This window comes from Lelliottia sp. (genome assembly GCF_045627565.1).
Lineage (GTDB): Bacteria > Pseudomonadota > Gammaproteobacteria > Enterobacterales > Enterobacteriaceae > Enterobacter.
In genome coordinates this window covers 12,121-24,199 of record NZ_JAZQNX010000007.1, presented here as the reverse complement: position 1 = coordinate 24,199, position 12,079 = coordinate 12,121, and the positions used below count along the sequence as shown (strand labels likewise).

Here is a 12,079-nt window from a genome sequence, read left to right as displayed (position 1 = left end):
GAACAAAAAGCATGTTTATCTCGAAGATTTGCGAGCAGGCTTCCAGGAGGAACATTGCGGTCCGTCACATTTTTTTGCAATTTAAACAGGTAACGGCATGAGATTTTCCGTAAAAAGGGCAACGATTTTTAATGACTGAGGATATATCGTTGAAACGCCGTCTGTTTATTGCTCTTTCTTTACTCGCTTCGAGTGTTACTTCTGCTCTGGCGGCCGAACCGTTGGATTTCTCGCCGCAACCGCCTGCTATACAGGCTGGTTCCTGGGTGCTGATGGACTATACCACTGGTCAAATTTTAACGGCGGGCAACGAACATCAACAGCGCAATCCGGCCAGCCTCACCAAGTTAATGACAGGCTATGTTGTCGATCGTGCTATCGATAGCCATCGCATTACCCCTGACGATATGGTCACCGTTGGACGCGATGCGTGGGCGAAGGGCAATCCTGTGTTTGATGGGTCCTCGCTGATGTTCCTGAAAGCGGGTGAGCGCGTTTCAGTTCGCGATTTGAGCCGGGGTTTAATCGTTGATTCTGGTAATGACGCCTGCGTGGCGCTGGCGGATTATGTGGCTGGTGGGCAGCCGCAATTCGTCAATATGATGAACGAGTATGTGCAAAAACTGGGTCTGCGCGATACCCATTTTGAAACGGTTCATGGTCTGGATGCGCCGGGGCAACACAGTTCAGCCTATGATCTGGCGGTGCTTTCACGCGCGATTATTCACGGCGAGCCAGATTTTTATCATATGTACAGTGAAAAGAGCCTGACCTGGAATGGTGTCACGCAGCAAAACCGCAATGGGCTGCTATGGGATAAAACCCTGAAGGTCGACGGACTTAAAACCGGGCACACATCTGGCGCTGGTTTTAACCTGATTGCCTCGGCAGTCGATGGTCAACGCCGGTTGATTGCGGTGATCATGGGCGGCGAGAGTCCGAAAGGGCGTGAGGATCAGGCGCGCAAACTGCTGCATTGGGGTCAGCAAAACTTCGATACCGTGCAAATCTTGCATAACGGCAAAAAAGTGGGCACCGAGCGCATCTGGTACGGCGATAAAGAACACATCTCGCTTGGTACGGATCAGGATTTCTGGCTGGCGTTGCCAAAAGCGGAAGTTGCCAATATTAAGGCCAAATATGTACTTGATAAAAAAGATCTGGAGGCCCCTATCGCGGCGCACCAGCGGGTAGGGGAAATTGAGCTTTACGATCGCGATAAAATTGTGGCGCACTGGCCATTAGTCACGCTGGAAAACGTCGGCAAGGGCGGGATGTTCTCACGCCTGAGTGATTATCTGCACCATAAAGCCTGACGGACTGTTAAGACGGTTATGAGCAGACTGGCAGTCGTGCGAGTCTGCTCGCATAATCAACACGTCATATTTGCTGGACATAAAGAATCTGCTTTATAGTGTATAAATACACAGTAATAAACGGAGGCAGTATGGACTACAGCATCAAGCAGCAACAGAAGCGTAAGATTGCCGGTTTTCATATGGTTGGGCCGTGGGAGCAAACCGTTAAGCAAGGTTTTGAGCAACTCATGATGTGGGTGGATGGACACCATATTCAGCCGCTTGAGTGGGTGGCGGTCTATTATGATAATCCAGATGAAGTGCCCGCAGAGAAACTGCGCTGTGATACGGTTGTCACTGTTCCCGACGATTTTGTCATCCCGGCAAACAGCGAAGGCGTTATCCTCACCGAAGTGGCTGCGGGTGATTATGCGATTGCCACGGCACGCGTAGAAAACTACGATTTCGGCACCCCATGGCATAGCTTCTTCAACAGCCTGCTCCAGGACAATCACTATCAAATCGCCCCTAAACCCTGCTTTGAACGCTATCTGAATGATGGCAATGCCGATGGTTACTGGGATATCGAGATGTTTGTTCCGGTACAAAATAAAGCCGGATAACAATGATTACTCCTGGGCTTTGTGAGGTTTTTCTGCCGGGCGTGATACGTCTGGCAGAAAACACAGTACAATTGTGATTTGCCGTGTATCTGGAGAGCGGGTGTGCGTCCCGACAAATCATTAACGCCTTTTGAAATCCGATTGTATCGGAATTACCGCGTCGTGCATGGTTGCCGCATCGCGCTGGCATTCATCCTCACCTTTTTACTGGTGCGTCTGCTGGATATCCCCGAGGGAACCTGGCCTTTGATCACGTTGGTGGTCATCATGGGGCCCATATCTTTTTGGGGAAACGTGGTTCCACGCGCCTTCGAGCGCATTGGCGGTACGATTTTTGGCTCCGCCTTAGGGTTGATTGCATTAAAACTTGAGCTGATTTCGTTGCCCGTGATGTTGCTCTGGTGTGCGGGTGCGATGTTCCTGTGCGGCTGGCTGGCGCTGGGGAAAAAACCGTATCAGGCTCTGCTGATTGGCATTACGCTATCTGTCGTGGTCGGTGCCCCGGCAGGAGACATGGCAACGGCCCTGTGGCGAGGCGGTGATGTGATTCTCGGCTCGCTGTTAGCCATGCTCTTTACCGGGATTTGGCCTCAACGCGCATTTCTGCACTGGCGCATTCAGATGGCCCACTACGTAACCGCGCTCAATCGTGTCTATCAGGCGGGCTTTTCACCCAATCTGGTGGAACGCCCACGGCTCGAAAAGCATCTGCAAAAAATCCTCAATGATGTCGTCAAAATGCGTGGGCTTATTGTTCCTGCCAGCAAAGAGACGCATATCCAAAAAGCCATTTTCGAAGCGATTCAGACCGTCAGCCGGAATCTGGTATGCATGCTGGAACTGCAAATAAACGCGCATTGGGCGTCTCGTGCCAGTCACTTTGTGCTTCTGAATGCAAACACGCTGAAAGAGACTCAGCAGATGACCCAGCAAACGCTGCTCACCATCGCTCACGCGCTTTACGAAGGGAACCCACAGCCTATTCTTGCTAACAGCGAACGATTGAACGAAATCGTTGCGGAGCTCAAGCAGTTGATCAGTGAGCATCAGGGTGACAACGTGTCAGAAACGCCTATCCACGGCTATGTGTGGTTGAGCATGGAGATGGCGAGACAATTAGAGTTGCTGTCGCATCTCATTTGCCGGGCGTTGCGCAAATAAAAAGCAGGCGTCTGCGGATGTGACGCCTGCTGCTACGATTCAGCAGCATTTGAGGTTATGATAGGGCAAACGATATACTCATTGTCATTCGCAGCGGCTGTCAGTAAGGTTAACGGTACAGTGGTTGCTTAAACGAATCCGAATCTCACATTATCAGGGGTATCAAAATGGAAACTACCAAGCCTTCGTTCCAGGATGTTCTGGAATTCGTCCGCCTGTTCCGTCGCAAAAACAAACTGCAGCGTGAAATTCAGGACGTTGAGAAGAAGATCCGTGACAACCAGAAACGTGTTCTGCTGCTTGATAACCTGAGCGACTACATCAAGCCGGGTATGAGCGTAGAAGCCATTCAGGGCATCATCGCCAGCATGAAGACCGATTATGAAGATCGCGTTGACGACTACATCATCAAGAACGCTGAGTTGTCCAAAGAACGCCGCGATATCTCTAAAAAGCTGAAAGTCATCGGCGAAATCAAAAGCAGCGAAGCGAAAAGCGAATAATTGCTGCTAAGAAAGACTGCGCCTCTCTGCGAAAGCTGGGGGGCTTTTTTTTTGAGGGGTAGCCGGAGGCTAAAAAGCAAAAAGCCCGCTCGAAAGCAGGCTTTTTAAATTTGGCTCCTCTGACTGGACTCGAACCAGTGACATACGGATTAACAGTCCGCCGTTCTACCGACTGAACTACAGAGGAATCGGTTAGGAGGCTTATCTTAGCGGCGAAAAAAGTTTTGTCAAACCTGATCTTACGTTCAGATGTTTAACTGGTGAATCTGTCGACAGTTTGTCACTTTTGCCCACAGTTTTTTGTTGAAAATACTTTGCAGGATTAGCATTTCTCAATCATCATTTGAAATGTAGTTTCAACTTTCTCTCTTTAAGGTCCATTTTGAACGTCACTGCCGCTCTACGTCAGGCCGTCATGCGCACGCCCTGGTATGCCAAACGAAAAAGTTACCGTGTCCTGTTCTGGCGTGAAATCACCCCTCTTGCTGTGCCTATCTTCCTGGAAAACACCTGCGTTCTGTTGATGGGTGTATTGAGTACTTTCCTGGTGAGTTGGCTGGGTAAAGAGGCGATGGCAGGTGTGGGTCTGGCCGACAGCTTCAATATGGTCGTCATCTCTTTCTTCGCGGCGATTGATCTGGGTACAACCGTCGTCGTTGCGTTTAGCCTGGGCAAGCTCGATCCCAAACGCGCACGCGAAGCGGCGCGACAGTCGCTGATGATCATGACGATTTTTTCCATCATTCTCGCGGCGGTGATCCACTATTTTGGCAAAGAGATTATCGACATCGTCGCCGGTGAGGCGACCAACGAAGTTAAAGGTCTGGCGCTCACTTATCTTGAAATGACGGTGCTGAGTTATCCGGCAGCGGCCATCGCGCTGATCGGTAGCGGTGCGCTGCGCGGTGCGGGTAATACCAAGATTCCGCTGCTGATTAACGGCGGGATGAATATCCTGAACATTATCATCAGCAGCATTCTTATCTACGGGGCTTTCTCGTGGGAAGGGCTGGGCTTTGTTGGGGCCGGTTTAGGGCTGACGATCTCCCGTTACATCGGTGCTATCGCGATTATCGTGGTGCTGATGGTGGGCTTTAATCCTGCGCTGCGCATCTCGCTGAAAAGCTATTTCCGCCCGTTCAATTTCGCCATAATCTGGGAAGTGATGGGGATCGGAGTTCCGGCGAGTATCGAATCGGTGCTGTTTAACGGTGGGAAACTGCTTACTCAAATGTTTGTCGCCGGGATGGGGACTGACGTCATCGCGGGTAACTTCATTGCGTTCTCGATTGCCTCGCTGATAAACCTGCCGGGCAATGCGCTGGGATCTGCTTCCACGATTATTACCGGTAAGCGTTTGGGCAAGGGACAAATTGCGCAGGCAGAGCGTCAGCTGCGCCATGTGTTCTGGCTCTCTACGATTGGCCTGTCACTTATTGCGTGGGGGACTGCGCCGTTTGCCGGGCTTTTGGCCTCGTTTTATACCCGCGAAGACGACGTCAAAGAGGTGGTGAAAATCCTTATCTGGCTGAATGCGGCGTTTATGCCGATCTGGGCCGCCTCCTGGGTGCTACCAGCCGGGTTAAAAGGCGCGCGCGATGCACGCTTTGCAATGTGGGTCTCGATGCTGGGAATGTGGGGATGCCGCGTGGTAGCGGGCTATACGCTGGGGATTATGCTCGGCATGGGCGTTGTCGGCGTCTGGCTTGGGATGTTCCTTGATTGGGCGGTTCGTGGCGTGCTGTTCTACTGGCGCATGGTGAGCGGGCGATGGCTGTGGAAATACCCGCGTAAAAAGGCTGAAGTTGAGCATAAAAAACTGCCAGAAAGCCTCTCGAATGCACAAAGTGGAGAATAAATCGGCAAACGAACTTTTTTGTGCATTCAGTCTTTGACAATGAAGGAGCGCGTCGATAATATGCGCCCCGTTCACACGATTCCTCTGTAGTTCAGTCGGTAGAACGGCGGACTGTTAATCCGTATGTCACTGGTTCGAGTCCAGTCAGAGGAGCCAAATTAGAAAAGCCTGCTTTTAAAGCAGGCTTTTTGCTTTTCAGCGTAAAGCAGATGCGCAAGAAGAGGGGGCTGACGCCCCCATCATGCCTTATCGGTTCACGCGAATCGGTGCCGTCGCTTCAAACAGCCAAGGGCGCGCGTCGCTTTCAACCAGAGGCGACAGGATGTCTCTCACCTGCTGGTGATAACTGTCCAGCCACTGTTTCTCCTGCTCATTCAGCAAATTCAGCTCTACCTGGCTCAAATCAATCGGGATCAGCGTGAGCGAAGCAAATTTGCAGAAACCGGGCACGCTTTCCACAATTTCAACCTGGTTTTCAATGCGAATGCCATGGCTGTCCGCCTGATAATAGCCCGGCTCAATGGTGATGATGCTGCCAGCCAGCAGCGGCCACGGATTGACCTTTTTCGCAATACGCTGAGGGTTTTCGTGGATCAAAAGCTGGTGTCCCACTCCATGCCCGGTCCCATGATCGTAATCCAGCCCCAACTCCCACAGCGGACGACGCGCAAAAGCGTCCAACTGATGCCCCTGCGTCCCCGACGGGAACTGCAGCGTAATCAGCGACAAAAAGCCTTTTAGCACGGCGGTGTAATGCAGGCGCTGCTGCGCATCGAGCTTGCTGTAAGCCAGCGTTCGCGTCGCGTCGGTGGTGCCGTTGTGATATTGCCCACCCGAATCATTCAGATAAAACTGCGTGCTGACGATCGGTTTGTTGGTCGCTTCGCTTGAGTGGTAATGACACATTGCTGCGTTGCTGGCAGACGCCGAAATCGTGGCAAAGCTCTGTTCGATAAAATAGGGCTGCTGCTCACGAAAAGCCAGCTGTTGTGCCTGCGCCTCCAGCTCTGTCAGCGGATTACCCGCGGCTTCGCGCTGGGGAACCTCACGGGACAACCAGGCGAGGAAATTAACCCAGGCTGCGCCGTCGGAATGATGACATTCGCGATAGCCTGCCAGCTCAACCGCGTTTTTTTGCGCCTTCATCATCGTGATTGGGTCCGCTTGCCAGAGAATTTCACCCTGTGGCTCAATGGCAAAACGCAGTGCGACAGGCGCAGAATCGGCATCCACCCAGACTCGCTTGCCTTCGGAAATCTGCTGGCAGCGACGGACAAAATCGTCCTGGGCAGAAACCACCACTGATTTGAGTGCAGAGGCGGGGAGATCGCGAATTTTTTCGCCATCTACAAACCACTCCACGTTGCCTTCGCGGCTCAGTAGAGCGAACGAAAGCGGCACCGGGCTGGTCGGAATATCAGAACCGCGCACGTTCAGCAGCCAGGCAATGTTGTCCGGCAGGGTGATCGCCAGGTAATCGGCATTTTTAGCCGCCAGCAGCTGAGCAATGCGCTGGCGTTTCGCCACGCTGCTTTCCCCGCTGATTTCTTCCGGCATCTCGCGAATCAAACCGGCCGGCGCAGCAGGGCGGTCGGCCCAGAGCGTGTCGAAAGGTGAAACAGCTATTGGAGCAAATTCACACTGCGTCGCGCAAAGTTGCTGGTATTCCGTTTGAGTCATGAGCATCGGGTCAAACGCGATGCGGGTGCCCGCATCGAGATTTTCCGCCAGCCATTCGAGCAGCGGTTCGTTATGCAGATGGTGAATCTCAATATCATCCAGATTGACCTGAACGCGGGCCTGGACCTGATAGCGACCGTCCACAAAAAGCAGCGCGCGGTCTTGCAGCACCAGCGCCAGCCCGGCGGAGCCATCAAACCCGGTAAGCCAGGCCAGTTTTTCATCGGATGAGGCACAGAATTCGCTTTGCCACGCATCGGCGCGGGGCACAATCATGCCCGCGAATTGGTTGTCATGAAGCCAGTGGCGAAGCGCCGACAGCGGTGATGTAGTGTTCATCATTTTCCTTATTATCAGCGGAACGGCGGCTCGTTGAAGGTGCGCAGCTTACGTGAATGCAGCTTGTCGCCTTCCGCACGCAGTAAATCGATGGCGCGAATACCAATTTGCAAATGCTCGGAAATCGCCCCTTCGTAGAAGCGGTTGGCCTGTCCGGGTAGCTTGATCTCGCCGTGTAACGGTTTATCGGAAACGCACAGCAAGGTGCCGTAAGGCACGCGGAATCGATAGCCCTGAGCGGCGATGGTGGCGCTTTCCATATCAATCGCCACCGCGCGGCTTAAGTTAAAGCGCAGCGCGGATGCGGAATAGCGTAATTCCCAGTTGCGGTCGTCGGTGGTGACGACGGTGCCGGTACGCAGGCGTTGTTTAACCTCTTCACCAGGCATACCGCTGACTTCTTTGGTCGCGTCGTACAGCGCGCGCTGCACTTCGGCGATACTTGGGATCGGGATATCCGGCGGCAGAACGGCATCAAGAACGTGATCGTCACGCAGGTAAGCGTGCGCCAGCACGTAATCGCCAATCAACTGACTTTCGCGCAGACCCCCGCAGTGACCAATCATCAGCCACACGTCCGGACGCAGAACCGCCAGGTGGTCACAGATGGTTTTGGCATTCGATGGGCCAACGCCAATGTTGATGAGCGTAATGCCCTGGCCGTCGGCGGTAATTAAATGCCAGGCGGGCATCTGGTGTTTCTTCCACGCCAGATCGGAGACGGCCATTTCTGGCGTTTCGGTTTCGGCGGTTATCCAAATCCCTCCCGCGCAGGAGAGTGCCACGTAAGGGCTGTCGGGATCGAGGATCTGGCTGCAACCCCAGCGCACGAACTCATCCACGTAGCGGGTGTAGTTGGTGAACAGCACGAACGGCTGGAAATGTTCGGCTGGCGTGCCGGTGTAGTGACGCAGACGTGCCAGCGAGAAGTCGACGCGGCGGGCATCGAAATGCGACAGCGGTGAAAATTCAGCAGGATGGTAAATCCCGTCAGCGGTTTCATCGCCAATCTGCGACAGCTCGGTGGTCGGGAAATGGCGGGTTAAGCCCGCGCTCATGGAGCGATCCAACGTCAGGGCAGAGCCATCTATCACGTACGGATACGGAATTTCGTGCAGTGACGGTTCAACGGCAATGTGCGCGCCATAGTCCTGATACAGCAGCGTCAGCTGTTCTTCAAGATAGGGGCGAAACAGAGCAGGGCGGGTAATGGTGGTGGAGTAACATCCTGAGTGGGTAAAACGGGCGTAGGCACGGGTTTTAGGCGTTGTGGTGGTGCCGCCGTCCCAGGTCACAGAAAGGGAGGGATAAACAAAAAGGCCATCTAAACGGGCCTTTTCATCAGGCAGTTTTCCGTTTTCAAGATACTCGCTAATGGCGCTGCGCAAGGCGCTGACCGATTGTTCATACAGCGCTTCCAGTTTTTCCAGTGCCTGAGCCGGCGTCAGGCTGGAGCCCTTATTATTCATGTCTGTCTCCTTGTTCCACATAAGTGCGACGTCACTCGATAGTATGTCACACGTATGTGAAAAAAAAGTCAGGACATCAGGCGCGTGCGTCTTTCATGAACAGCGCCGTCGCGGCGGAAATCAAACAGCCCGCCAACAGATAAATCGCCACGCTGTGCCAGTTACCGCCCGAGAAGGTGACTAACGCGGCGGCGATAAAGGGTGTAAATCCACCGCCGACGACGCTTGCCACCTGATAGCCGACGCCCGCGCCACTGTAGCGGTAGCGGGCACCAAACATCTCGGTGAACATGGGCTGCTGGACGCACACCACCATGTCATGGGCGATATTCGCCAGCATGATGGCGAAAAACACAATCCAGAACAGAGACTGCGCTTCCAGCGCCATAAAGAACGGCCAGGCGCTGAGCGTTCCGATCAGCGCACCGGTAATGTAGACCCGTCGGCGACCAAAGCGATCGGCAAGCCACGCAAAGCACGGAATGGTCAGACAGCTAATGGCCCCGACCAGCAGGCCAATATTCAGAAAAAGCTCACGCGGCAAACCGAGGTTTTGCGTCGAATAATTCAGCGCGAACGCGGTGACGATATACATCGTTAACAGCTCGCACAGACGCAGACCGATGATTTTCAGGAACGCGCCGGGATGCTGAAACAGCGCTTCCATCACCGGCAGACGTTTTTTGGCGACCGGCGTTTCGCGCTGCTGTTTCTCGAATTCCGCCGACTCTTCCATTCCGTTACGTACCCACAGCGCGCCCAGTACCAGCACGATGCTAAACAGGAACGGAATGCGCCAGCCCCAGCTCAGGAACTGCTCATCGGTGGTGAGCTGGCTGATTAATGACACCAGCCCGGTTGAGAGCAGCAAACCCACGCCGTAACCGACCTGTACGCCGCTACTGTAGAACGCTTTTTTATGTTTTGGCGCGCTTTCAACGGACAGCAGCGCCGCGCCGCCCCATTCTCCGCCAACGGCGAATCCCTGGATGGCACGCAGCGTCACCAGCAGGACGGGTGCCCACCAGCCTATCGTGGCGAAAGAGGGCAAAATACCAATCAGCGCGGTGGCGATACCCATCATCCAGACGGTGAGCATCAGCATCCGCTTACGGCCCAGTTTGTCACCAAAATGACCAAAGATAATGCCGCCGAGCGGCCGGAACAGGAACCCCACGCCAAAGGTTGCGAACGCGGCAAGCGTCCCCATGGCGGGACTGATCTGCGGGAAAAACTCGCGATTAAAGACCAGTGCGGCAGTGATGCCGTAGAGCAAAAAATCATACCAGTCGACGACGGCTCCGGCGAAACTACCAAAAGCCGCGCGACGGGCGCGGGTGAGCGATGGTGTCTCCTCGCCTGGGCGATCGGAGATGAGGGTGGAATCCATTTTAAGTCCTGTCTGTACCGATTTTTTTATTATTAGTATGGGAAAAGATTACTCACATTCGCGTCACCGATCATAGGCAACGCTTATGAGACTACCCCGACAGGCGTCAGGAGAAAATGATTTTATCGTCACATCGCCGAAAAAATGATAAGGGATCGTAATGAATTCGCGTTGGTTTTCGATTGGTTGTCTAAGGATGGTTTACAGTATTGAGTATCGTAGTGCGATATTGCTGAGGGATTAACGATGCGACAACTTCGAATCATTTTTTTATTCTTGACTGTGTTGATGACGTTTTCACTGCGCGCTGAGCCAGGAGTGTACGGCGAGCAGCGTATTAGCCGCTGGTGGAACGAATGGACCACCGATGTTTCGCAGACGTGGAACGAACCGCAACACTACGATCTGTATGTGCCTTTTTTGAGCTGGCATGCGCGCTTTATGTATGACAAAGAAAAAACCGACAATTACAACGAAATGCCGTCGGGCGGGGGTTTTGGCATTTCTCGCTACGATGAAGAGGGCGACTGGAGTTCGCTTTACGCCATGATGTTTAAGGACTCACATAACGAATGGCAGCCTATCATCGGTTATGGCTGGGAAAATGGCTGGTACCTGGATAATGCGCGGGATTTCCGTCTGGGATTGGGCGTGACCGCAGGGATCACGGCACGCAAAGACTTTGCTAACTATGTGCCGCTGCCCATTATTTTACCGCTGTTTTCTGCCGGCTATAAGAACCTGAACGTCCAGTTCACCTACATCCCGGGCACCTATAATAACGGCAACGTATTATTTGCCTGGCTGCGCTACGGCTTTTAAAGAGGGCCGCTAAATCGTAATCACTTTTTTGAGTAATGAATGCGATAGCGCCGCCATCGAGATCAGCACCGAGGCGATAAACGTCAGCGCCATCAGGATGAATTTTGTCGACAGGGAGGTGACGGGAATTAGCGCGGTGAGAAGATGAAAAACCGAATAGTGAAGAATATACACCCCGGTCATTGTCTTGCTGATGGTCGCTAAGATGGCCTCTTTAAACTCAACGTTGTGGCGAAAACGCACGCCGTTGGCGGCGATAACCAGCGCCACAATAAGAAAATAGATTTGCGAGCCTGTCAGAATAAACGCGTTGCGATCGGCCTTGAACAGGGCAAAAAAGAAATGCTGCTCGTAAAACCAGGTGAACAGATAAATCAGCGGAATTGCCCCGATCGCTATTTTGACAACCCTGTCTTTGCTGATCCAGGCGGCAATCAGCGGATCAAAAAACAGCTGACCTGTCAGGTAAAACAGCAGCCAGGTCCACAAACGATATTGTGGCGCGAGCGAAAACAGGTGTTTTTCGGGATATAACGCCGCCAGCAAATCGTAGCCGTAGGCAAACAGCAGCAGGGAAAATACCACCCAGCAAAACAGCCTGCGGCGCTGGCTTAACCATTCGATAACCGGGTGGAAGGTGTAAATCACAATAAAGGTAAAGACAAACCACGGCTGGATTAAATAGCCGCGCTGATAAGGTTCCCACAAATAATAAATCGTCATCCAGAACAGAAAGACGATGACGATACTTTGGATTTTACCGACTTGCCAGCGGGAACCGTGCCGCGATTGTGCGTCAAGATAGCCCGCTATCACAAAAAACAGCGGAGTGGCGATGGTCGAGATAAACGTCAGAAACCCCAGGATCCAGTGGTAATCGTAGTCATAACGATCCCAGGTGTTATAGAGGGTAAAAAACGTCACCGCCGTCATGCA

The 12,079-nt window shown here is 53.0% G+C and carries 10 protein-coding genes, 2 tRNA genes and 1 pseudogene; 8 read left to right on the top strand and 5 right to left on the bottom strand.

Features of this window, described 5'->3' with window-relative positions; translation table 11 throughout:
- The first annotated feature begins 143 nt into the window (after nt 1-143).
- The 4 genes from dacD (at nt 144) to ACKI5T_RS04465 (ending at nt 3,585) form a co-directional block, all read left to right on the top strand.
- A complete protein-coding gene (gene dacD / locus ACKI5T_RS04480; RefSeq protein WP_407435984.1) occupies nt 144-1,316 on the top strand; it encodes a serine-type D-Ala-D-Ala carboxypeptidase DacD in 1,173 nt (390 codons plus the stop codon).
- 131 nt (nt 1,317-1,447) lie between these two features.
- Nucleotides 1,448-1,921 (top strand): DNA gyrase inhibitor SbmC, encoded by a 474-nt coding sequence (sbmC, locus tag ACKI5T_RS04475; RefSeq protein WP_015959579.1) that lies wholly within the window; start codon nt 1,448-1,450, stop codon nt 1,919-1,921.
- 102 nt (nt 1,922-2,023) lie between these two features.
- Nucleotides 2,024-3,082 (top strand): FUSC family protein, encoded by a 1,059-nt coding sequence (locus ACKI5T_RS04470; protein ID WP_407435838.1) that lies wholly within the window; start codon nt 2,024-2,026, stop codon nt 3,080-3,082.
- Between the two features lie 167 nt (nt 3,083-3,249).
- Nucleotides 3,250-3,585: a DUF496 family protein gene (locus ACKI5T_RS04465; protein WP_015959577.1), complete on the top strand. Its 336-nt coding sequence runs from the start codon at nt 3,250-3,252 to the stop codon at nt 3,583-3,585.
- A gap of 111 nt (nt 3,586-3,696) precedes the next feature.
- Here the strand turns inward: ACKI5T_RS04465 and ACKI5T_RS04460 are convergent.
- Nucleotides 3,697-3,772, bottom strand: a tRNA-Asn gene (locus tag ACKI5T_RS04460).
- Between the two features lie 21 nt (nt 3,773-3,793).
- Here ACKI5T_RS04460 and ACKI5T_RS04455 point away from each other — a divergent pair.
- The 3 genes and pseudogenes from ACKI5T_RS04455 to ACKI5T_RS04445 all read left to right on the top strand — a co-directional run.
- Nucleotides 3,794-3,892: pseudogene (locus ACKI5T_RS04455) on the top strand (hypothetical protein); the annotation flags it as partial.
- Nucleotides 3,893-3,928: 36 nt separating this feature from the next.
- Nucleotides 3,929-5,443, top strand: a complete 1,515-nt coding sequence (locus ACKI5T_RS04450; RefSeq protein ID WP_133629912.1) for an EmmdR/YeeO family multidrug/toxin efflux MATE transporter — start codon at nt 3,929-3,931, stop codon at nt 5,441-5,443.
- 80 nt (nt 5,444-5,523) lie between these two features.
- Nucleotides 5,524-5,599, top strand: a tRNA-Asn gene (locus tag ACKI5T_RS04445).
- 90 nt (nt 5,600-5,689) lie between these two features.
- Here the strand turns inward: ACKI5T_RS04445 and ACKI5T_RS04440 are convergent.
- The 3 genes from ACKI5T_RS04440 to shiA form a co-directional block, all read right to left on the bottom strand.
- Complete coding sequence (locus ACKI5T_RS04440; protein ID WP_407435835.1) at nt 5,690-7,462, bottom strand: aminopeptidase P family protein; 1,773 nt, start codon at nt 7,460-7,462, stop codon at nt 5,690-5,692.
- Nucleotides 7,463-7,476: 14 nt separating this feature from the next.
- Nucleotides 7,477-8,931: an AMP nucleosidase gene (locus ACKI5T_RS04435; RefSeq protein ID WP_015959574.1), complete on the bottom strand. Its 1,455-nt coding sequence runs from the start codon at nt 8,929-8,931 to the stop codon at nt 7,477-7,479.
- Between the two features lie 76 nt (nt 8,932-9,007).
- Nucleotides 9,008-10,321: a shikimate transporter gene (gene shiA, locus ACKI5T_RS04430; protein WP_407435833.1), complete on the bottom strand. Its 1,314-nt coding sequence runs from the start codon at nt 10,319-10,321 to the stop codon at nt 9,008-9,010.
- Nucleotides 10,322-10,567: 246 nt separating this feature from the next.
- Between shiA and pagP the strand changes: the two genes are divergently transcribed.
- Entirely contained in the window at nt 10,568-11,143 is a 576-nt protein-coding gene (pagP, locus tag ACKI5T_RS04425) for a lipid IV(A) palmitoyltransferase PagP (protein WP_407435831.1), read from the top strand.
- Between the two features lie 9 nt (nt 11,144-11,152).
- Here the strand turns inward: pagP and ACKI5T_RS04420 are convergent, their stop codons facing one another.
- Nucleotides 11,153-12,076 (bottom strand): acyltransferase, encoded by a 924-nt coding sequence (locus ACKI5T_RS04420; protein WP_407435982.1) that lies wholly within the window; start codon nt 12,074-12,076, stop codon nt 11,153-11,155.
- Nucleotides 12,077-12,079: the final 3 nt, after the last annotated feature.

Bases quoted from the DNA above. Each gene is read 5' to 3' on its own strand.
- sbmC (WP_015959579.1), top strand. From the start codon at position 1,448: ATGGACTACAGCATCAAGCAGCAACAGAAGCGTAAGATTGCCGGTTTT.
- ACKI5T_RS04465 (WP_015959577.1), top strand. From the start codon at position 3,250: ATGGAAACTACCAAGCCTTCGTTCCAGGATGTTCTGGAATTCGTCCGC.
- ACKI5T_RS04440 (WP_407435835.1), bottom strand. From the start codon at position 7,462: ATGAACACTACATCACCGCTGTCGGCGCTTCGCCACTGGCTTCATGAC.
- ACKI5T_RS04435 (WP_015959574.1), bottom strand. From the start codon at position 8,931: ATGAATAATAAGGGCTCCAGCCTGACGCCGGCTCAGGCACTGGAAAAA.
- shiA (WP_407435833.1), bottom strand. From the start codon at position 10,321: ATGGATTCCACCCTCATCTCCGATCGCCCAGGCGAGGAGACACCATCG.
- pagP (WP_407435831.1), top strand. From the start codon at position 10,568: ATGCGACAACTTCGAATCATTTTTTTATTCTTGACTGTGTTGATGACG.
- ACKI5T_RS04420 (WP_407435982.1), bottom strand. From the start codon at position 12,076: ATGACGGCGGTGACGTTTTTTACCCTCTATAACACCTGGGATCGTTAT.